Annotated in this window: 22 protein-coding genes and 1 pseudogene; 18 read left to right on the forward strand and 5 right to left on the reverse strand. The window is 73.5% G+C overall.

Annotation, left to right across the window (positions count from 1 at the left end; translation table 11 throughout):
* The first annotated feature begins 152 nt into the window (after nucleotides 1-152).
* The 4 genes from ACFY7C_RS13875 to ACFY7C_RS13890 all read left to right on the forward strand — a co-directional run bounded on the left by ACFY7C_RS13875 (nucleotide 153) and on the right by ACFY7C_RS13890 (nucleotide 4,067).
* Entirely contained in the window at nucleotides 153-1,514 is a 1,362-nt protein-coding gene (locus tag ACFY7C_RS13875) for an NYN domain-containing protein (protein WP_389648660.1), read from the forward strand.
* Nucleotides 1,515-1,534: 20 nt separating this feature from the next.
* Nucleotides 1,535-2,506, forward strand: coding sequence for an ABC transporter ATP-binding protein (locus ACFY7C_RS13880; protein WP_389649522.1), 972 nt, complete (start codon nucleotides 1,535-1,537; stop codon nucleotides 2,504-2,506).
* A gap of 31 nt (nucleotides 2,507-2,537) precedes the next feature.
* Nucleotides 2,538-3,368 carry an ABC transporter permease gene (locus ACFY7C_RS13885; RefSeq protein ID WP_389648663.1) on the forward strand — a complete coding sequence of 277 codons (831 nt, stop codon included), beginning with the start codon at nucleotides 2,538-2,540 and terminating at the stop codon, nucleotides 3,366-3,368.
* Between the two features lie 66 nt (nucleotides 3,369-3,434).
* Nucleotides 3,435-4,067, forward strand: a complete 633-nt coding sequence (locus ACFY7C_RS13890) for a DUF2567 domain-containing protein (protein WP_389648665.1) — start codon at nucleotides 3,435-3,437, stop codon at nucleotides 4,065-4,067.
* Between the two features lie 29 nt (nucleotides 4,068-4,096).
* Here ACFY7C_RS13890 and ybaK read toward each other — a convergent pair whose 3' ends face one another.
* The 4 genes and pseudogenes from ybaK to ACFY7C_RS13910 form a co-directional block, all read right to left on the reverse strand.
* Nucleotides 4,097-4,594 (reverse strand): Cys-tRNA(Pro) deacylase, encoded by a 498-nt coding sequence (ybaK, locus tag ACFY7C_RS13895; RefSeq protein ID WP_389648668.1) that lies wholly within the window; start codon nucleotides 4,592-4,594, stop codon nucleotides 4,097-4,099.
* Between the two features lie 18 nt (nucleotides 4,595-4,612).
* A complete protein-coding gene (locus ACFY7C_RS13900; protein ID WP_389648671.1) occupies nucleotides 4,613-5,350 on the reverse strand; it encodes an LON peptidase substrate-binding domain-containing protein in 738 nt (245 codons plus the stop codon).
* A gap of 242 nt (nucleotides 5,351-5,592) precedes the next feature.
* A pseudogene (locus ACFY7C_RS13905) lies at nucleotides 5,593-6,621 on the reverse strand (hypothetical protein); the annotation flags it as partial.
* Between the two features lie 134 nt (nucleotides 6,622-6,755).
* Nucleotides 6,756-8,357: an oxidoreductase gene (locus tag ACFY7C_RS13910; protein ID WP_389648673.1), complete on the reverse strand. Its 1,602-nt coding sequence runs from the start codon at nucleotides 8,355-8,357 to the stop codon at nucleotides 6,756-6,758.
* Between the two features lie 172 nt (nucleotides 8,358-8,529).
* Between ACFY7C_RS13910 and hisD the strand changes: the two genes are divergently transcribed.
* From hisD to ACFY7C_RS13960, 10 genes are all read left to right on the forward strand, one after another.
* Nucleotides 8,530-9,864, forward strand: a complete 1,335-nt coding sequence (hisD, locus tag ACFY7C_RS13915) for a histidinol dehydrogenase (protein ID WP_389648675.1) — start codon at nucleotides 8,530-8,532, stop codon at nucleotides 9,862-9,864.
* A complete protein-coding gene (locus ACFY7C_RS13920; protein WP_389648677.1) occupies nucleotides 9,861-10,991 on the forward strand; it encodes a histidinol-phosphate transaminase in 1,131 nt (376 codons plus the stop codon). Before hisD ends, ACFY7C_RS13920 begins: the two co-directional genes overlap by 4 nt.
* Nucleotides 10,988-11,581: an imidazoleglycerol-phosphate dehydratase HisB gene (gene hisB / locus ACFY7C_RS13925; protein ID WP_030492957.1), complete on the forward strand. Its 594-nt coding sequence runs from the start codon at nucleotides 10,988-10,990 to the stop codon at nucleotides 11,579-11,581. The genes ACFY7C_RS13920 and hisB overlap by 4 nt, the downstream gene beginning before the upstream one ends.
* A 2-nt stretch (nucleotides 11,582-11,583) precedes the next feature.
* Nucleotides 11,584-11,748 (forward strand): hypothetical protein, encoded by a 165-nt coding sequence (locus tag ACFY7C_RS13930; RefSeq protein ID WP_356695166.1) that lies wholly within the window; start codon nucleotides 11,584-11,586, stop codon nucleotides 11,746-11,748.
* The gene (hisH, locus tag ACFY7C_RS13935; RefSeq protein ID WP_389648680.1) at nucleotides 11,745-12,392 is read left to right on the forward strand and encodes an imidazole glycerol phosphate synthase subunit HisH; all 648 of its coding nucleotides are present in this window, start codon (nucleotides 11,745-11,747) and stop codon (nucleotides 12,390-12,392) included. Before ACFY7C_RS13930 ends, hisH begins: the two co-directional genes overlap by 4 nt.
* 2 nt (nucleotides 12,393-12,394) lie before the next feature.
* Complete coding sequence (priA, locus tag ACFY7C_RS13940) at nucleotides 12,395-13,132, forward strand: bifunctional 1-(5-phosphoribosyl)-5-((5-phosphoribosylamino)methylideneamino)imidazole-4-carboxamide isomerase/phosphoribosylanthranilate isomerase PriA (protein ID WP_389648682.1); 738 nt, start codon at nucleotides 12,395-12,397, stop codon at nucleotides 13,130-13,132.
* Nucleotides 13,129-13,542, forward strand: a complete 414-nt coding sequence (locus tag ACFY7C_RS13945; protein ID WP_389648685.1) for a RidA family protein — start codon at nucleotides 13,129-13,131, stop codon at nucleotides 13,540-13,542. The genes priA and ACFY7C_RS13945 overlap by 4 nt, the downstream gene beginning before the upstream one ends.
* Nucleotides 13,539-14,294: an imidazole glycerol phosphate synthase subunit HisF gene (gene hisF, locus ACFY7C_RS13950; protein ID WP_389648688.1), complete on the forward strand. Its 756-nt coding sequence runs from the start codon at nucleotides 13,539-13,541 to the stop codon at nucleotides 14,292-14,294. Before ACFY7C_RS13945 ends, hisF begins: the two co-directional genes overlap by 4 nt.
* 102 nt (nucleotides 14,295-14,396) lie before the next feature.
* Nucleotides 14,397-15,011 carry a helix-turn-helix domain-containing protein gene (locus ACFY7C_RS13955; RefSeq protein WP_389648691.1) on the forward strand — a complete coding sequence of 205 codons (615 nt, stop codon included), beginning with the start codon at nucleotides 14,397-14,399 and terminating at the stop codon, nucleotides 15,009-15,011.
* The gene (locus ACFY7C_RS13960) at nucleotides 15,008-16,294 is read left to right on the forward strand and encodes an MFS transporter (RefSeq protein WP_389648694.1); all 1,287 of its coding nucleotides are present in this window, start codon (nucleotides 15,008-15,010) and stop codon (nucleotides 16,292-16,294) included. Before ACFY7C_RS13955 ends, ACFY7C_RS13960 begins: the two co-directional genes overlap by 4 nt.
* Nucleotides 16,295-16,334: 40 nt before the next feature.
* Here the strand turns inward: ACFY7C_RS13960 and ACFY7C_RS13965 are convergent, their stop codons facing one another.
* Nucleotides 16,335-16,976, reverse strand: a complete 642-nt coding sequence (locus tag ACFY7C_RS13965; protein WP_389648696.1) for a TIGR03085 family metal-binding protein — start codon at nucleotides 16,974-16,976, stop codon at nucleotides 16,335-16,337.
* Between the two features lie 84 nt (nucleotides 16,977-17,060).
* On the opposite strand from ACFY7C_RS13965, the gene hisI reads away from it, so the two are divergent.
* The 4 genes from hisI to ACFY7C_RS13985 all read left to right on the forward strand — a co-directional run bounded on the left by hisI (nucleotide 17,061) and on the right by ACFY7C_RS13985 (nucleotide 20,074).
* Entirely contained in the window at nucleotides 17,061-17,429 is a 369-nt protein-coding gene (hisI, locus tag ACFY7C_RS13970) for a phosphoribosyl-AMP cyclohydrolase (RefSeq protein ID WP_389648699.1), read from the forward strand.
* 11 nt (nucleotides 17,430-17,440) lie between these two features.
* Nucleotides 17,441-18,934, forward strand: a complete 1,494-nt coding sequence (locus tag ACFY7C_RS13975; protein WP_389648701.1) for an anthranilate synthase component I — start codon at nucleotides 17,441-17,443, stop codon at nucleotides 18,932-18,934.
* Between the two features lie 109 nt (nucleotides 18,935-19,043).
* Nucleotides 19,044-19,697 carry a TIGR02234 family membrane protein gene (locus ACFY7C_RS13980; RefSeq protein WP_389648704.1) on the forward strand — a complete coding sequence of 218 codons (654 nt, stop codon included), beginning with the start codon at nucleotides 19,044-19,046 and terminating at the stop codon, nucleotides 19,695-19,697.
* Nucleotides 19,698-19,813: 116 nt separating this feature from the next.
* A complete protein-coding gene (locus ACFY7C_RS13985) occupies nucleotides 19,814-20,074 on the forward strand; it encodes an HGxxPAAW family protein (protein WP_389648706.1) in 261 nt (86 codons plus the stop codon).
* Nucleotides 20,075-20,182 lie beyond the last annotated feature (108 nt).

Here is a 20,182-nt window from a genome sequence, read left to right on the forward strand (position 1 = left end):
GACGGTGAGTGCCGCCCGGGCGTGAGATCCGCCACGCCGATGATCCAGTTCCGGACGTCAAGCCCACCCAGGTCGGGCAGACTCGGGGGAACCCGGAGCAGTTCCGATCCCGAGGTTCCCGAAGAGGTTCTCGAAGAGGTTCCCGAAAGAGGGTGGAACACGTGGACCGATGCGTCGTCCTGGTGGACGCCGGCTATCTGCTGGGCGCCGCCGCCAGCCTCCTCGCCGGGGAGCCGGCCCGCTCACGGATCACCGTCGACCACGCCGCGCTCATCCAGCAGCTGCGCGAACGCGCCGAGGCCGACACCCAGCAGCCCCTCCTGCGGATCTACTGGTTCGACGGCGCCCCCGACCGGGTGCCCCAGCCCGAACACCGCCGCCTGCGCGTCATGCCCCGGGTCACCGTCCGGCTCGGCGCCCTGACCCGTAGCGACGGACGCTGGGCCCAGAAGGGCGTCGACGCCGCCATGCACACCGAACTCACCGAACTGGCCAGAAACCGCGCCTGCTCCGACATCGTCCTCGTCACCGGCGACGGCGATCTGCTGCCCGGCCTCATGTCCGCCAAGGAACACGGCGTCGCCGTCCACCTCTGGGCCGTCCAGGCCGCCGACGGCGACTACAACCAGTCCGAGGACCTCGTCGCCGAGGCCGACGAGCGCCGCGTCCTCGACCGGACCTGGATCACCCGGGCCGTCCGCGCCAAGGACCTCACCGGCCTGTGCGCCCCGCCGCCCGCGCCCCGCCCCGAGATCGCCGCGATCCTCTCCGCGCCCCTGCCCGAGTCCGCACTCGCCGCCTCCGCGGAACGAGCCGCCGCGGCCGCCGCCCACAACAGCGCCCACAACGGGAGCCACAGCGGCGGCCACGACAACCTCCGCGACAACCTCCACGGCGACTCCCGGCGGGACACGGCCGCCACCGCCGCCCCGGCAGCCGCGCCCGGCTCCGCCGAACCGGCCGACGACACGAGCGCCTCCGCCCCCGCGAGCTCCAGGAACGTCCCCACCCCCAAGGACCTCGCCGCCCTGCGCGGCCCGGCCGCCCCCGCCACCCATCCGCACACCCCGGCCGCCACCCTGCGCTGGTCCTCCGACAAGGGCTGGATCGACCGGCCGCCGGCCGCCCTCGGCGAACCCGCCGAGACCGCCTCCCTCCCCACCCTCGCCCAGCTCACCAGCGCGGAACAGCGCTGGGCCGACCGCGAGGAGGACATCACCACCGTCGGCGGCGACCCCTACGAAGTCGGCCAGGTCTTCGCCCGCCGCTGGCTCGACCGCCTCCCCGAACCCGGACACGTCCCCAAGCTCGCCACCATGTACCCGCGCATCCCCCACCGCATCGACGGCGAACTCCTCCGCTACGCCGCCCGCTTCGGCCTGCTCGCCCACAAGGACGACCAGATCGACGAGCACGACCGCTACGCGATCCGCGCCGGATTCTGGCGCGAGATCGACGTCCACGCCGCCGTCCAACCCGCCCCCGCGCCCGAGGAGAGCCGGGGCACCCCGTAGGCTCATCCCTCGTGAGTACGGTGTGCGTGGTGCGGGACCTGGTCAAGACGTACCCCGCCACACGCGGCAGACGCGGAGCACCCGCGACCCCCGAGGTCCGGGCCACCGACGGGATCAGCCTCGATGTGCGCGGCGGCGAGATCTTCGGCCTGCTCGGCCCCAACGGCGCCGGCAAGTCCACCCTCGTCCGCCAGCTCACCGGACTCATGCGACCCGACTCCGGCACCGTCCGCCTCCTCGGCCACGACGTGGTGCGCCACCCCGAGCGCGCCTCCCGGCTCCTCGCCTACCTCGGGCAGGAATCCACCGCCCTCGACGAGCTGACCGTCTCCCTCGCCGCCGAGACCACCGGCCGGCTGCGCGGGCTCGGCGCCCGCGAGGCCCGCGCCACCCGCGACGCCGTCCTCGACGAACTCGGTCTCACCGACATCGCCGCACGGCCCCTGAAGAAGCTCTCCGGCGGTCAGCGGCGGCTCGCCTGCGTCGCCGCCGCCCTCGTCGGCGAACGGCCCCTCCTGGTCCTCGACGAACCCACCACCGGCATGGACCCCGTCGCCCGCCGGGCCGTGTGGGCCGCCGTGGACCGGCGCCGCGCCGAGCACGGCACCACCGTGCTGCTCGTCACCCACAACGTCATCGAGGCCGAGACCGTCCTCGACCGGGTCGCCGTCCTCGACCGCGGCCGCGTCATAGCCTGCGACACCCCCGCGGGGCTCAAGGAACGCGTCGCCGGAGAAGTACGGGTCGACCTGGTCTGGCGCGAGCGCGCCCCCCTCGACGTCCCCGAGGTCGCCGCACTGCGCCCCTCCGCGCAGGAGTCCGGCCGCCGCTGGGTGCTGAGGCTCGCCCCCGACGAGGCACGGGCGGCCGTCGCGGCGGTGACGGGAGGCGCGGCGTTCGCTGCCCTCGACGACTTCACCCTGGCGACACCGAGCCTGGAGGACGTCTACCTGGCGCTCGGCGGCGAGACCCGGGGACTGGTGAAGGCGTGACCCACCTGTCGAACGTCAGGAGCTGGACGAGTTGAGCACCCTGCCCGCCGAGGCCCCGGGGGCCGCCGTCGCCGGTGACCTGGTCTCGGACCAGGCCGCGGACGGCGCCGCGCCCCTCGCCCCGCGCGCCCGGCTGCTGCCGGCGCTCGCCGCGGTGTACCGCGCCCAGCTCTCCCGCGCCCGGGTCTCCCGCATCCCGCTGCTCTTCGTCGCCACCTTCCAGTCCGTCGGGATCATGGTCCTGATGCGGGGGGTCGTCGACGGCGGCGCGGAGGCGCGGGCCGTCGTCGCCGGCTCCTCCGTCCTCGTCGTCGCCTTCGTCGCGCTCAACCTGCTCGCCCAGTACTTCGGGCAGCTGCGGGCCGGCGGCGGACTCGACCACTACGCCACCCTGCCCGTGCCGCCGGCGGCCGTGGTGCTGGGAGCGGCCGGGGCGTACGCCTCCTTCACCGTGCCCGGCACCGTGGTCACCGCCGTGATCGGATCGGTGCTCTTCGGGCTGCCGCTCGGACACCTGTGGATCCTCGCCGCCGTCGTGCCGCTCGCCGGGGCGGCGCTCGCCGGGCTCGGCGCGGCTCTCGGCCTGCTCGCCCCGCGGCAGGAGATCGCCACCCTCCTCGGCCAGCTCGGCATGTCGGCGGCGCTGCTGCTCGGCGTGCTCCCCGCCGAGCGACTGCCCGGCCCGATCGGCTGGGCCCGGGACCTGCTGCCGTCCACCTACGGGGTCGAGGCCCTGGCCCGTACCTTCGACACCCGCCCGGACTGGGCGGCGGTCTGCCTCGACCTCGCGGTGTGCGGGGCGGTGGGGGTCGTCTCGCTGGCGGTGGCGACGTGGGCGTATCGCAGGGCGGCGGTTCGCTGACGGTGCGCCGGAGGGCCGGGTCGGTCCGCTGAGGCGGCGCACAGCCGCACCTGGCACGATGGCGTGGTGACCGCACCTCTGACTCCGCCGCACCAGCCACCGCCGCACGACTCCGCCTGGCCCGCGCCCCACTCGGCGCTGCCCGACCCGGACGGCGCCCCCAGCACGGCCACCGAGCTGCGGCAGGCCGCCGTCGTGACCGTCGTCTCCGCGGTGGCCGGAGCCCTGCTCGGACTGCTGTGGCTGTGGCTCGCGCCGAGGGTCGTCCTCGTCTCCGACGGCAAGGCGGTCTTCCTGCGCGAGGGCGAGGGCGAGGCGGCCATCGGCATGGACGGAACGTTCGTCCTGCTCGGCCTCGGCTTCGGGGCGCTGGCCGCGGCCCTGGTCTTCCTGATCCACCGCCACGGCGGCATCGCCCTCGTCATCGGGCTCGCGCTGGGCGGCGTGCTCGGCTCGCTGCTCGGCTGGGGGACCGGCGCCTGGCTCGGGCCCGAACGCGATGTGGTCGCCCACGCCAAGGCCGTCGGGCCCAACGTCTTCTTCGAGGCGCCGCTGGACCTGAAGATGGCGGCCGCGGCGGTGCTGGCGTGGCCGGTCGCCGCGATGATCGTGCACCTCGCCCTGACGGCCGTCTTCGGACCGCGCGACCCGGAGCCCGAGGACGGGCCGTGGCCGCCGATGCCGAGCACGCAGGTCTGACCGCAGGACCCGCTGACCGCTCCTTCTCCCTAGCCCCGGCCGATCGGGGCCATGACCGCGTTCGTGAGGGTCGCCAGGTCCTGGGGGGCCAGTTCCACCTCCAGGCCCCGGCGGCCCGCCGAGATGCAGATCGTCGGGTGCGTGGCGGCCGAGGAGTCCAGGACCGTACGCAGGCGCTTGCGCTGGCCCAGGGGCGAGATGCCGCCGCGGACGTAGCCGGTGGTCCGTTCCGCGGCCGCGGGGTCGGCCATGGCCGCCTTCTTGCCGCCGACGGCGGAGGCCAGCGCCTTGAGGTCGAGCTGGCCCGCGACCGGGACCACCGCCACCGTCAGCTCGCCGTCCACGTCCGCCACCAGCGTCTTGAACACCCGGTCGGGAGACACGCCGAGCGCCTCGGCAGCCTCCTCGCCGTAGGAGGGCGTCGCCGGGTCGTGGTCGTAGGCGTGCAGGGTGTAGGGCGTGCCGGCGGTGGTCAGGGCGACGGTCGCCGGGGTGCCGCCGGTGGGCTTCTTCTGCTTCTTCGCCACGGTTTCCTCGGGGGAGTGTCAGTTCGGGCTGGTCGGGGCGCGGGTCAGCTCCACGGCCGGGAGCGACGGCAGATGACGCAGGACCGCCGTCTCGGAGCGCAGCAGGGTCAGTTCCTCGCGCAGCCGCGTCGCCGTGTCCGGTGCCTGGAGCAGCCGCTGCTTGGCCGGGGTGTCGAGCACCGCGGCGGCGGCGACCAGGTACGACACGACGGAGGGGTCGTCCGGCAGCTCGCTGGTGGTGAGGGAACGTTCCCGGGCGCCCGCCAGCCGCTTCTGGTACGCGCGGAAGGCGCGCAGCACGCCCTCGGCGAGGGTGCCCGCCTCGTCGCCCTGCTCCTCGGGGATCTCCTCGACCTCGGCGGTGAGGAACGGGCCGCTCGCGTCGACGGAGAGCAGCTTCACCCGGGTCGTGCCGGTGGCCATCACCTCGAAGCCTCCGTTCGCGCGCTCCCGGATCGAGGCGGCGTCGGCGATACAGCCGACCCGGTGGAAGGCCTGGATCGGGTCCGGGCCGAAGCCGGCCGCGGGGCCCTTCTCCGGCAGGGCCGTCTGGTCCGGCAGACCCGGTGCCGTCGGGGCGACCTCACGGCCGTCGCGGATCGCCACGACGGCGAAGCGCCGCGGCTCGGACTCGTCCGTCGCGAGCAGCGCGCGCATCATGGCGCGATAACGCTCCTCGAAGACGTTCAGGGGCAGCACGAGGCCCGGGAACAGCACCGTGTTGAGCGGGAAGAGAGGCAGACGGGCGGTGGTCACAGCGGTCAAGCCTAATGGCCGCCGGGCCGGCCTCCGTCGCCAGTTCCGGGCCTAGGGGGTGTCTCGCCGATCTTGCCGGGCTCGCGACTCCCCCGGAGCTTCGCCTGGGAGGTGCCCCCATGCGCACGCACGCTCGCCGCGGTGTCGTCGGTCGCCGATGTCCCCCAGAGCTTCGCCTGGGAGGTGCCCCCACCGCATGGACTCCCTCCTCCGCCTTGCGATCCACGGCGCCAGACGCCGCTCCCTGATCCGGCCTGATCGACAAGACGCCCCCTGGCCCGCAGCGGGGTCCGGCGGGCCACCTCGCGTACGGCGGCGGCGCGCGCGTCCAGGAAGGCGCGCAGCGGGTCCTCGGCCACCAGCGTCCACGGGAACGACGTCGCCTGCGGGCCGATCCGCGTGAACTCGGCGAGGGCGTCGTGCCCGCGGCCCCGCTCCACCAGGACGTGGACCAGCAGGTTGCGCACCTCCGCCGGCCACAGGTCGCCGGCCGGGTACTCGGCGGACAGGGCGAGCGCCCGGTCCGCCGCCGCGTCGATCCGGTCGTCGCCCACCCCCTGGCCGGGAACGGGCCCGGACAGCAGCTGCGAGAAGGCCGCCCGCACCGGCAGCGCCTGCACGAGCGAGCCCGGCAGCGCGTCCTCGGCGGCCTGCTCGGCGAAGTCGAAGCACTCCCGGTGCGAGCCGTACCACTGCGCCGACAGGTACTTGAGGGCGGCCACGTGGCTGCCGTAGTGGTTCGGGGCGCGCCGCACGGCCTGCTCCCACAGGGCCTCGAAGGCGGTGTGCCCGGCGTGCGTGCCCCGCGCGTGGTCCAGGGCGAGCCGCCACGGCACCGGATCGCGCGGTGCCGCCTCGGCCGCCGCCTCGATCAGCGGCCCGAGCTCGCGCAGCCGCTCGGCCCTGGCCGGCGACTCCCACGCCCTGCGGACCGCCAGCTGCGCCTTGACGAGCAGGGCGTCCGGGTCGTGCGGGGTCACCGCGAGCCAGTGGCCGAGCCAGTCGTCCCTGCGGTACGCGAAGGCGCTCAGCCGGGTCACATAGCGGTCCCGGTCCTCCCACTCGGCGGCGTCCCGGGTGGTGGCGAGGAGCTTGGCGGCCGGCCCGGGGTCGCCGAGCGCGGCGGCGACCAGGGCCGGCGCGAGGCGCGCGTCCGGCGCGTCGAGCAGCACGTCGTCGTCCGGCGGCAGCGCGGCGGAGAGTCCCGGGCTGTGCCGGACCATACGGGCGGTGCCGATCAGGGCGCGGAGCAGTGACATCGTGCGAAACATTGAAAACCGCAGGTGAGGGCTGCGCCAGTGGGGGGCTGTGAAGCTTTGGTGGCGGCCGGAAGGTTGTGCTGACGGGGGTCAAGACAGCGTAAAGAAAGGGGTGAGACCGTGCCGAATGCGACCCCCGTCCAGTGTCACCCGCGTCTCAGCAGACGCGAGGCCCCCGCCGCCACCGTCGTGGCCAGCACCCAGCCCAGGAGGATCAGCGCGGTCGACGCCCACTGCCAGAAGCCCTGCAGCCGCCAGTGGCCGACCTGGCCGAGGTCGATCACCGGAAGCAGCAGATCGAGCGCGTACAGCGTCGCGTTCCACTCCGGTGTCTCGCCCGGTTTCAGCGGCTCCGGCTCGCTGCGGGAGAACGCCACCGCGCCCGCCGCCCACAGGATCGCCATCCACAGGGCCGCCCGGCCCGGCCGATAGCCGTAGGCCACGGCGAGGTCCTGGACGTAGCCCCACAGCTTCCCCGCCAGCGGCAGCGTCTCCCGGCGCCGCCGCTGCTTGGCGAGCAGCACCTCGCGCGCATCGGCGTCCTCCCCGCTGCTGCGCAGCACCGCGGCCAGCCGCTCGTACGGCTCCGGCGCGTACTCGGGCGTGGCCGCCGCCACCCACTCCAGGCGCCGGGCCAGCGGGAAGTGGCCGTAGGGGACGAGGGTCTCGTAGATGAAGCCGTTCATCGCGAGCCCGCCCGGGCCCGGCCAGCTGGTGGACAGGTCGATCAGCGTCACGACCTTCGCCCCGTTGAGCACCACCCGGCCCTCCTCGGGGCGCTCCCCGTTGAACCGCAGCTCCGGTGTGACGATCCGGCGCAGCGACACCTCCTCGCGGCGCGAGCCGTCCAGCAGGAACCGGGCGTACTGCAGGTCGACCGAGTCGCCGAAGCGGCCGTCGTCCAGCCGCACCCCGCCATGGCACTCCACCGGCTTGCGCCGGGCGCCCTGGGCCGGCGTCACCCCGTACGGCGGGGTGGCCGTCGTGTGGCCCGAGGTGTCGTACACCCACGCCGCGTTCAGATAGAGGGTGCGCTCCACGGTCAGCTGCGGCGCGTTCAGCGCGCGGCGCTGCTGCGCGCCGCGGAGCACGCTGCCGCGCAGGCTGAGCGACACGCCGACCTTCGCCCCGCGCAGGCTCACCTCCCCGTAGGTCTCGATCAGCTCGGCCTGGAGGTCCTGGGCGACCGCCAGACCGTCGGCCGTGATCGCCCGGCCCCGCCGGTCGGGCCACACCCGGATCTGGTTGATCAGCAGATCGGTGCCTATCTGGGCGTCGGTCAGCCGGATGCCCCGCTCGACCCGGCAGCGGGGGAGGTGGAGGTCGCCCTCCGTGTGCAGCCTCGCCGCCTCGAGCCGGGGGATCAGGCACTCGACCATCCGCAGCGTGCCGAAACGGGCCTCGGGCAGCACCACCTCGCCGTCGAAGCGGCAGCCGTTCAGCTCCACGTACGGCCCTATCGTGCCGCCCGCCAGATTGAGCACGCCCGTGATCCGCGCCCCGCGCAGCTTCAGCGCGGCGACGCGCCCGGCCAGCGCCGGCGGCCCGTCGAGCAGCAGCAGGGCCACGATCTCGGCCCGCACGCTGCGCTCCTCTCCCCACGGAACGCCCACCGCGAACGGATCGTCCCACTCCGGCACCCCCTGCCGCAGATCGCAGCTGTTGCCGACCCGGAACGCCGTCCACATCTCCCGCTCCGGCCCGGTCAGGCCCTCCGGCATCCCGTCGTCCTCGCGCGGCTCGGTCACTGCCGCCCCCTCGCTTCCCACGATTCCGTTTCCCGGATTCGTACAGCCGTTCTTCCCGCTGAGTGACGGACTGAACGCTAACGGTCAGGAGTGGCGACAAGACGCCAGAGTGGCCCGTATCAGCCAGTGATACGGACGACGGACGTTCCTGGCCGTCTGAGAGAATTGACCCGTGATCTCTCGAATCGATCTGCGCGGTGAGGCCCTCCCCGAGGGTTCCGCCCTGCGCGACCTGCTGCCCCGTGCCGAGTTCGACGTGGAAGCCGCCCTGGAGAAGGTGCGGCCGATCTGCGAGGACGTACGGCATCATGGCGCGGCCGCGGTGATCGACTACGGGGAGAAGTTCGACGGCGTCCGCGTCGAGAGCCTGCGCGTCCCCGCCGAGGAGCTGACCCGCGCCCTCGACGAGCTCGACCCGGCCGTCCGCGCGGCCCTGGAGGAGTCGATCCGCCGCGCCCGCCTGGTCCACCGCGCCCAGCGACGCACCACCCACACCACCCAGGTCGTGCCCGGCGGCACGGTCACGGAGAAGTGGATCCCGGTCGAGCGCGTCGGCCTCTACGTGCCGGGCGGCCGCGCCGTCTACCCGTCCTCCGTCGTGATGAACGTCGTCCCGGCCCAGGAGGCCGGTGTCGAGGGGCTGGCCGTCTCCTCCCCGCCGCAGAAGGAGTTCGGCGGCCTGCCGCACCCGACGATCCTCGCCGCCTGCGCCCTGCTCGGCGTCGACGAGGTCTACGCCGCCGGCGGCGCCCAGGCGATCGCCATGTTCGCGTACGGCACCGAGGGCCCCGAGGGCTGCGCCCCCGTCAACCTCGTCACCGGCCCCGGCAACATCTACGTCGCCGCCGCCAAGCGCCTCCTCAAGGGCCGCATCGGCATCGACGCCGAGGCCGGCCCCACGGAGATCGCCGTCCTCGCCGACTCCACCGCCGACCCCGTGCACATCGCCGCCGACCTCATCAGCCAGGCCGAGCACGACCCGATGGCCGCCTCGGTCCTCGTCACCGACTCCGAGGAGCTCGCCGAGGCCGTCGAGGCCGAGCTGAAGACCCAGGTCGCCGTCTCCAAGCACGTCGACGACCGGATCGTCCCCGCCCTCTCCGGCAGGCAGTCCGCGATCGTCCTCGTCGACGGCCCGGCCGAAGGCCTCAAGGTCGTCGACGCCTACGGCGCCGAGCACCTGGAGATCCAGACCGCCGACGCCGCCGCCGTCGCCGACCGGGTCCGCAACGCGGGCGCGATCTTCGTCGGCCCCTGGTCGCCGGTCTCGCTCGGCGACTACTGCGCGGGCTCCAACCACGTGCTGCCCACCGGCGGCTGCGCCTGCCACTCCTCCGGCCTGTCCGTGCAGTCCTTCCTGCGCGGTGTCCACATCGTGGACTACACGCGGGACGCGCTCGCCGAGGTCGCCCACCACGTGGTGACCCTCGCCGAGGCGGAGGACCTCCCCGCCCACGGCGCCGCCATCAAGGCCCGGTTCGGTTGGAAGGTGCCTGAAAGCAAGTGACCTCGAACCACTCCATCGGGATCGACGACCTTCCGATCCGTGACGAGCTGAAGGGCAAGTCGCCCTACGGCGCGCCCCAGCTCGACGTGCCCGTCCAGCTGAACACCAACGAGAACCCCTACCCGCTGCCCGAGCCGCTCGTGGCCCGGATCGCGGAGCGGGTCGCCGAGGCGGCCCGCGGGCTCAACCGCTACCCCGACCGGGACGCGGTCGAGCTGCGCACCGAGCTCGCCCGCTACCTCACCCGCACCGGGAAGCACCCGATCTCGGCCGCCAACGTGTGGGCCGCCAACGGCTCCAACGAGGTGCTCCAGCAGCTGCTGCAGACCTTCGGCGGCCCCGGCCGTACCGCGATCGGCTTCGAGCCCTCGTACTCGATGCACGCCCTGATCGCCCGCGGCACCGGCACCGGCTGGATCTCGGGGCCGCGCCGGGACGACTTCCGCATCGACGTCGCGGCGGCCGAGCAGGCCATCGCCGAGAACGCGCCGGACGTCGTCTTCATCACCTCCCCCAACAACCCCACCGGGACGGCGGTCGAGGCCGGCACCGTCCTCGCGCTGTACGAGGCCGCCCAGGCCGCCAAGCCCTCGCTGGTGGTCGTCGACGAGGCGTACGTGGAGTTCAGCCACCGGGACTCGCTGCTGCCCCTCATCGAGGGCCGGCCGAACCTGGTGGTCTCCCGGACCATGTCCAAGGCCTTCGGCGCCGCCGGACTGCGCCTGGGCTACCTGGCCGCCCACCCGGCCGTCGTCGACGCCGTGCAGCTGGTCCGCCTGCCGTACCACCTCTCCGCCGTCACCCAGGCCACCGCGCTCGCCGCCCTGGAGCACACCGACACCCTCCTCGGGTACGTCGAGCAGCTCAAGGCCGAGCGCGACCGCCTGGTCGCCGAGCTGCGCGCGATCGGCTACGAGGTCACCGAGTCCGACGCCAACTTCGTCCAGTTCGGACGCTTCGACGGAGCCCGCGGCTCCCACGAGGCCTGGCAGAAGATCCTCGACCGGGGCGTCCTGGTCCGGGACAACGGCGTACCCGGCTGGCTGCGGGTCACCGCCGGAACCCCCGAAGAGAACGACGCGTTCCTCGACGCGGTTCGTGAGCTGAAGAAGGAGCAGAACGCATGAGCCGCGTAGGCCGCGTTGAGCGCACCACCAAGGAGACCTCCGTCGTCGTCGAGATCGACCTCGACGGCACCGGAAAGGTCGACGTGTCGACCGGGGTCGGCTTCTACGACCACATGCTCGACCAGCTCGGCCGGCACGGTCTGTTCGACCTGACCGTGAAGACCGACGGTGACCTCCACATCGACTCGCACCACACCATCGAGGACACCGCCCTCGCCCTCGGCGCCGCCTTCAAGCAGGCCCTCGGCGACAAGGTCGGCATCTACCGCTTCGGCAACTGCACCGTCCCGCTGGACGAGTCGCTCGCCCAGGTCACCGTCGACCTCTCCGGCCGCCCCTACCTGGTGCACACCGAGCCCGAGAACATGGCGCCGATGATCGGCTCCTACGACACGACGATGACCCGGCACATACTGGAGTCCTTCGTCGCCCAGGCGCAGATCGCCCTGCACGTCCACGTGCCCTACGGGCGCAACGCGCACCACATCGTCGAGTGCCAGTTCAAGGCCCTCGCCCGCGCCCTGCGCTACGCCTCCGAGCGCGACCCGCGCGCCGCCGGCATCCTCCCGTCCACGAAGGGCGCGCTGTAACCGTGAACGGTCTCTCCACCGTCCTGATCGTCGTCGGGCTCTTCCTGCTCGGCGGCATCTACTCCTTCGTCAAGCAGCAGATGCCCAAGGGCCTGATCGTGCTGCTCTCCATCGGTGCCGCGATGTGCCTGTCGGCCGGCGTCCTGCGTCTGGACGTGTGGTCATGAGCGCGGCCGCACCGAAGAAGGTCGTCGTCTTCGACTACGGCTTCGGCAACGTGCGCTCCGCGGAGCGCGCCCTCGCCCGGGTCGGCGCCGACGTCGAGATCACCCGCGACTACGAGAAGGCGATGAACGCCGACGGGCTCCTCGTGCCCGGCGTCGGTGCCTTCTCCGCCTGCATGCAGGGCCTCAAGGACGCCCGCGGCGACTGGATCGTCGGCCGCCGGCTGTCCGGCGGCCGGCCCGTCATGGGCATCTGCGTCGGCATGCAGATCCTCTTCGCCCGGGGCATCGAGCACGGCGTGGAGACCGAGGGCCTCGACGAGTGGCCCGGCACGGTCGAGCCGCTGAAGGCCCCGGTCGTGCCCCACATGGGCTGGAACACGGTCGACGCGCCCGCCGACACCGAGCTGTTCGCGGGCCTCGACGCCGACGCCCGGTTCTACTTCGTGCACTCCTACGGGGTGCGCGAGTGGACGCTCGAGGTCGGCAACAAGAACATGCGCGCCCCCAAGGTCACCTGGGCCACCCACGGCGAGCCGTTCGTCGCCGCGGTCGAGAACGGCGCCCTGTGGGCGACCCAGTTCCACCCGGAGAAGTCCGGTGACGCCGGCGCCCAGCTCCTCACCAACTGGATCGGAACCCTGTGACTGTGTCGTCTAGTAGCGTGCTCGAACTCCTCCCCGCGGTCGACGTCCGCGCCGGCCAGGCGGTCCGTCTCGTGCACGGCGAGTCCGGTACCGAGACGTCCTACGGCTCCCCGCTGGACGCCGCCCTCGCCTGGCAGCGCTCGGGCGCCGAGTGGCTGCACCTGGTCGACCTGGACGCCGCCTTCGGCACCGGCGACAACCGGGAGCTGGTCCGCGAGGTCACCCGCGCCATGGACATCAAGGTCGAGCTGTCCGGCGGCATCCGCGACGACGCCTCGCTGGCCGCCGCCCTGGCCACCGGCTGCACCCGGGTCAACCTGGGCACCGCCGCCCTGGAGACCCCCGAGTGGGTCGCCAAGGTCATCGCCGAGCACGGCGACAAGATCGCCGTCGGCCTGGACGTGCGGGGCACGACGCTGAAGGGCCGCGGCTGGACCCGCGACGGCGGCGACCTCTACGAGACGCTCGCCCGCCTCGACTCCGAGGGCTGCGCGCGCTACGTCGTCACCGACATCGCCAAGGACGGCACGCTGCAGGGCCCGAACCTGGAGCTGCTGAGGAACGTGTGCGCGGCCACCGACAAGCCGGTCGTCGCCTCCGGCGGCGTGTCCTCCCTGGACGACCTGCGGGCCATCGCCGGGCTCGTCCCGCTGGGCGTCGAGGGCGCGATCGTCGGCAAGGCGCTGTACGCGAAGGCGTTCACCCTGGAAGAGGCCCTGGAGGCGGTGGCTTCCGCATGACCGATTCCGTACGCAGGGTGGTGACGGGCGCTCCCTGGGAGGAGCAGTTCGGCTACTCCCGCGCGGTCGAGCTGCCCAACGGGACCGTCCTGGTCTCCGGCTGCACCTCCGTGGTCGGCGGCCAGATCGCCGACGGCGGTCCGTACGAGCAGGCCGTCAACTCGTTCAACGTGGCCTTCGACGCCCTCAAGCAGCTGGGTCTGGGCGCGGAGCACGTCGTCCGCACGCGTATGTACATCACCCACGCGCGCGATGTGGACGAGGTGGGCCGCGCCCACAAGGAGCTGTTCGACGCCGTCCGTCCGGCCGCTTCGATGATCATCGTGTCCGGTTTCGTCGACCCCCGCCTGGTCGTGGAGGTCGAGGTCGAGGCCTACCGCCCCGAGGGCGAAGGAGGTGCCGCGGCATGAGCGTCGCCGTACGTGTGATCCCCTGCCTGGACGTGGACAACGGCCGGGTGGTCAAGGGCGTCAACTTCCAGAACCTGCGGGACGCGGGCGACCCGGTCGAGATGGCCAAGCTGTACGACGCCGAGGGCGCCGACGAGCTGACCTTCCTGGACATCACCGCCTCCTCCGGCAACCGGGAGACCACCTATGACGTGGTGCGCCGCACCGCCGAGCAGGTCTTCATCCCGCTCACCGTGGGCGGCGGCGTGCGGTCGGCGGACGACGTCGACCGGCTGCTGCGGGCCGGGGCCGACAAGGTGGGCGTGAACACGGCCGCCATCGCCCGTCCCGAGCTGATCCAGGAGATCGCCGAGCGCTTCGGCCGCCAGGTGCTGGTCCTGTCGGTGGACGCCCGCCGCACCGCGTCGGGCTCCTTCGAGGTGACGACGCACGGCGGCCGCAAGGGCACCGGCATCGACGCCGTCGAGTGGGCGCACCGGGCCGCCGAGCTGGGTGCGGGGGAGATCCTGCTCAACTCGATGGACGCGGACGGCACCAAGGACGGCTACGACACCGAGATGATCGCGGCCGTGCGCAAGCACGTGACCGTGCCGGTGATCGCCTCCGGCGGTGCGGGCAGGCTGGCCGACTTCCCGCCGGCGATCGAGGCGGGCGCGGACGCCGTGCTCGCGGCCTCGGTCTTCCACTTCGGTGATCTGCGGATCGGCGAGGTCAAGCAGACGCTGCGGGAAGCGGGCCACGAGGTCCGCTGAGGGTGAGGGCCCCCTTCGGGGGCCTTCTCCTCGGCCCGATGTGCAGGATTATTTGTGCAATTTCTGTTGCGCAAGTTTTCTTTCGTATCTACGGTCAGCGGCATGAGCTCGCCATCCCCCGAGAACGAGACCGGCAAGAACGAGACCCGCCGGATCACCGATCTCGGCACCCTCAAGGCCATCTCCCACCCGCTGCGGATGCGTCTCTACCGCGCCCTCTTCGTGGCCCGCACCGCCACCGCCTCCCAGCTCGCCGACCAGGTCGACGAGGCGGTCTCGCTCGTCAGCTACCACCTGCGCAAGCTCGCCGACGGCGGGCTCGTCGAGGAGGCGCCCGCCCAGTCCGCCGACGGCCGCGAGCGCTGGTGGCAGCCCAGCTCGTACGGCTTCAGCATCCACGAGGAGGACATCCGGGACACCCCCGAGCTCGTCGCCGCGAACGCCGCCTTCGGCCGCACCCTCGACGAGCAGCGCACCCAGATGCACCGCCGCTTCCTCGACGAGCGCCTCAGCTGGACCGACGAGTGGCGCTCCGCCGCCGTGAGCTCCGAGTGGCTGCCCCGCCTCACCGCCGCCGAACTCGCCGCCCTCGGCAAGGAGCTGGACGCCGTCGTCAGGAAGTACGACCGGGCCGCCCGCGCCGCCGAGGCCGCCGGCGACACCGAGGGCCGCGAGAACGTCGCCGTCCACCTCCACGGCTTCCCCTACCGCGCATGACCGCCACCCCGCCGACCGACGCGTCGGCTGCCGCCCCGGCCGCCACCGTCCCGCCCACCGGGGCCCCGGCCGCCGGGCGCCCCGCTCACCGCGACCCCGGCGTGCTGCGCTGGGCCGGCGCGTACACGGTCTCCACCCTCGGCGACAGCGTCTACCACCTCGCCCTCGCCTGGGCCGCCGTCAGCGGCGGCAGCCCCGCCCAGGCCGGGCTCGTCATGGCCGTCTCGGCCGTGCCCCGCGCGCTGCTCCTGCTCGGCGGCGGAGTGGTCGCCGACCGCCTCGGCCCGCGCCGGGTCGTCATCGGCTCCGACACCGTCCGCTGCCTCGTCGTCCTCGCCCTCGCCGCGTCCCTCCTCGTCGCCTCACCCGGCCTGTGGGCCCTCGCCGCCGTCGCCCTCGTCTTCGGCGCCGTCGACGCCCTCTTCCTGCCCGCCGTCGGCGCCCTGCCGCCCCGCATCGCGGCGCGCGACCAGCTCGCCCGCGTCCAGGGCATGCGCGGCCTCGCCCAGCGCCTCGGCGCCGTCCTCGGCGCCCCACTGGGCGGCCTCGCGGTCGCCCTCGGCGGCCCCGCCACCGCCTTCGGGCTCGCGGGACTGCTCTTCGCCCTCTCACTGCCGCTGCTGTGCGCGCTCCGGCTGCGCCCGCTGCCCGCCGGGCACCGGACCGGAACCGGCACCGCCCTCGGCGACCTCGCCGCCGGACTGCGCCACCTGCGGCGCCACCGACTCCTCGGCCCCCTGATGGTCATCGTGCTCCTCAGCGACCTCGGCTTCGTCGGGCCGCTCAATGTCGGCCTCGCAGTCCTCGCCGAGCAGCGCGGCTGGGGCGCGTCCGGCATCGGCTGGATCCTCGCCGGCTTCGGCACCGGCGCGGGCGCCGCCTCACTCGTCCTGACCCTCCGCGGCCGCGTCCCGCGCGCCGGCCTGGTCAGCGGCTGGACCATGATCCTCGGCGCCGCCGCGATCGCCGCCCTCGGTCACGCCACACGGCTGCCCGCGGCCGTCGGCCTCGCCCTGGCCATCGGCCTGCTCGCCGGACTGTCCGGAGCGCTGTGCACCGCGCTCCTCCAGACCGCCTGCGACCCCGCGTACCTCGGCCGCGTGACCGCCGTGGCCGGCCTGTGCTCCCTCGGCCTCGCCCCGCTCAGCTTCCCGCTCACGGGCACGGCGATCGGCCTGTGGGGCCTCGGCCCGGTCTACGGGGTGAGCGCGGCCGTCTGCGCCCTCTCCGGTGTGTACGGCCTCGTCGTCACCTCCGTACGCAAGGCCGAACTGCCCGGTTAGGCCGCGCACGAAAGCCCCGGGAGAAGCCCGCTGAGACCCGTCAGATCCCCAGCTGCTTCGCCGTGTGCAGCCGCTCCACCGCGTCCTGCTCGCCGTCGATCTCCACCTTCGCCGCGTCCTGCCGCCCGAAGAGGAACATGGTCAGCTCGCCCGGCTCCCCGGACACCGTCACCACCGGGGTGCCGCGGTGCGCCACCACCGTCTGGCCGTTCGGGCGGCGCAGCACCAGACCCACCGGCGCCTTGCGGCCGAGCAGACGGGCGGACTTCTCCAGACGCGACCACAGGGTGTCGGCGAAGACCGGGTCCAGCTCGCGCGGCGACCAGTCCGACTGGGCCCGGCGCACGTCCTCGGCGTGGACATAGAACTCGACGACGTTCGCCCCCTCGTCCACCTGCTTGATCGTGAACGGGGACAGCCGCGGCGGACCCGTACGGATGAGCTGGATCAACTCCTCGTACGGCTTCCCGGCGAACTCCTCCTGCACCCGGTCGAGCCGCGCCTTCAGCGCCGGCACCGGGACGACGGCACCGGCCGCCGCGTCGGGGCGGCGCTCCCGCACCACCACATGGGCCGCGAGGTCACGGGTCCGCCACCCCTCGCAGAGCGTCGGAGCGTCCGGACCGGCCGCCTCCAACAGATCGGCGAGCAGAAGCCGTTCACGCTTGGCATGGGTCGACATGCTCGCCAGCGTACGGCGATCTCCGCCGGTCCGCCCAGTGGACGCACCGCCGGACATCGCCCCCGCTCACGGCACAATGGCGCCATGAGCAGCACGCCCCGGACCCCCAGCGACCTCGACCCGGCCATCGCCGCCCGCCTCAGGCGCAGCCCCGACGGACTCGTCCCCGCCATCGCCCAGCAGTACGACACCGGCGAGGTGCTCATGCTCGGCTGGATGGACGACGAGGCGCTCCACCGCACCCTCACCACCGGCCGCTGCACCTACTGGTCCCGCAGCCGCCAGGAGTACTGGGTCAAGGGCGACACCTCCGGCCACGTCCAGCACGTCAGGTCGGTCGCCCTCGACTGCGACGCCGACACCGTGCTCGTCAAGGTCGACCAGGTCGGCGCCGCCTGCCACACCGGCGCCCGCACCTGCTTCGACGCCGACGTCCTCCTCGCGGCCGAGTAGGGTCAGGCGCCATGGATCTCGAGACCTTCCGCAAGCTGGCGGCCGACCGCCGCGTCATCCCCGTCAGCCGCAGGCTCCTCGCGGACGGCGACACCCCGGTCGGGCTCTACCGCAAGCTCGCCGCCGAACGCCCCGGCACCTTCCTCCTCGAATCCGCGGAGAACGGCCGCAGCTGGTCCCGCTACTCCTTCATCGGCGTCCGCAGCGACGCCACCCTGACGGTGCGGGACGGCGAGGCGCACTGGCTCGGCACCCCGCCGGTCGGCGTCCCCGTCGACGGCGACCCGCTCGCCGCCCTGCGCGCCACCGTCGAGACCCTGCACACCCCGCGCGACCTGGCGTCCGGCATGCCGCCCTTCACCGGCGGCATGGTCGGCTACCTCGGCTACGACATCGTCCGCCGCCTGGAGAAGATCGGCGAGCACGGCCGGGACGACCTGAAGCTGCCCGAGCTCACCATGCTGCTCACCAGCGACCTCGCCGTGCTCGACCACTGGGACGGCACGGTCCTGCTGATCGCCAACGCGATCAACCACAACGACCTGGACACCGGTGTCGACGAGGCGTACGCGGGAGCCGTCGCCCGCCTCGACGCGATGGAGGCGGACCTGGCCCGCCCGGTCGCGAGCACCCCCGCCGCGCTGCCCGCCTCCGAGCTCCCCGAGTTCTCGGCGCTGTGGGGCGGCCCGGCCTACCAGGACGCGGTCGAGGACATCAAGGAGCGCATCCGGGCCGGCGAGGCCTTCCAGGTCGTGCCCTCGCAGCGGTTCGAGACCCCCTGCACCGCCTCCGCCCTCGACGTCTACCGGGTGCTGCGGGCGACCAACCCCTCCCCGTACATGTACCTCTTCCGCTTCGAGAACGGCTTCGACGTCGTCGGCTCCTCGCCCGAGGCCCTGGTCAAGGTCGAGGACGGGCACGCGATGCTCCACCCGATCGCCGGCACCCGGCACCGCGGCGCGACCCCGCAGGAGGACCACGACCTCGCCGAGGAGCTGCTCGCCGACCCCAAGGAGCGCGCCGAGCACCTGATGCTCGTCGACCTCGGCCGCAACGACCTGGGCCGGGTCTGCGAACCGGGCTCCGTCGAGGTCGTCGACTTCATGTCGATCGAGCGCTATTCGCACGTCATGCACATCGTGTCCACCGTGACCGGCAAGGTCGCCGAGGGCAAGACCGCCTTCGACGTCCTCACCGCCTGCTTCCCGGCCGGCACCCTCTCCGGGGCGCCCAAGCCGCGCGCGATGCAGATCATCGAGGAGCTCGAACCCTCCCGTCGCGGCCTGTACGGCGGCTGCGTCGGCTACCTCGACTTCGCCGGCGACTCCGACACGGCCATCGCGATCCGCACGGCGCTGCTGCGCGACGGCACCGCGTACGTGCAGGCGGGCGCCGGTGTCGTCGCCGACTCGAGCCCGGTCGCCGAGGACAACGAGTGCCGCAACAAGGCGGCGGCCGTCCTGCGGGCCGTCCACACGGCCAACCGGATGACCGCGGCCGGATGACCGCGGCCGGATGACCACGGCCGGATGACCGCCGAGCCGATCACCGGTGATCACCGGTTGACCGCGTCGGGATCCACCGGATGACCGGCTCGTGAGCCGGTAGGGGATAGTGGGGTACGTGAGTGCCGTACCCGTACCCCAGCCCCGAGCCGCCCGACAGGGCGGCGTCGCCCCCTCCGGCGCCCGCCGCAGCCTGGCCGCGGCCCTGCTGCTCGGCGCCCTCGGAGCCACCGTCGTACTGCTCTCCGCCGGCCAGATCTGGGCCGAGGGCACCGCGTCCGTCGGCGGCGGCACCGTCCCGGTGGAAGCCGACGGCGGCGCCGTCACCGGCGTGCCGACCGCGCTCGCGATCGTCGGCCTCGCCGCGCTCGTCGCCGTCTTCGCCGTCCGCCGCGCCGGCCGCACCATGGTCGCCGCCCTGCTCGCCCTGAGCGGCGCGGGAGCGGCCGTCGCCGCGATCCTCGGCGCCTCCGACAGCGCCGCCCTGAACGCCGAGGCCGCCCGCATCAGCGGCAACACCGCCGCCGTGGTCGGCGGCCTCAGCCACACCGCCTGGCCGTACGTCACCGCCGCCGGCGCCGCCCTGATCCTCGCCGCCGGCCTCTTCGCACTCCGCTTCGGCAAGTCCTGGCCGGCCATGGGCGGCCGCTACGAGCGCTCCGGCGCCCCGCGCGCCGCCCGCCGCCCCGCGGCCGTCGACCCCGACCGCCCCGAGGACCTGTGGAAGGCCCTCGACCGCGGCGAGGACCCCACGCACGGGTAGCGTGCTCCCGCACCGGTCGCGACGCGTGACCGTTCGGGCACCCCGATTCATCGCCGCGCCCCCATGTGCGGAAGAATGAGTCGTCACCACCGAGCAACATCAACGAGGAGCAACTCATGGCGGGCAGCGCCCACGGACACACCCCGGCCGCCTGGACCGGTGTCATCATCTCCTTCATCGGCTTCTGCATCGCCGGAGTCTTCATGGTGGCCGCCAACGTGCCCGGCTTCTGGGCCGGTATGGGTGTCATCGTCCTCGGAGGTGTCGTCGGCGGTGCGATGAAGATCGCGGGCCTCGGCATGCCGAAGGAGTCGGCCGCCGTCGCCGCGGCCCGCGAGGCCGCCACCAGCAGCGCGCTCGAGAAGGCCCGCGCCTGACACCCCCGCGTCACCCCGAAGGCGCAGCCCCGCGACACGGGGCTGCGCCTTCGCGCGTCAGGGGCGAGAATCACCGGGTGGACCCGAACCCGACGGCGGGAGCCGTGA

It is taken from the genome of Streptomyces sp. NPDC012769 (assembly GCF_042901205.1).
Taxonomy (GTDB): Bacteria; Actinomycetota; Actinomycetes; order Streptomycetales; family Streptomycetaceae; genus Streptomyces.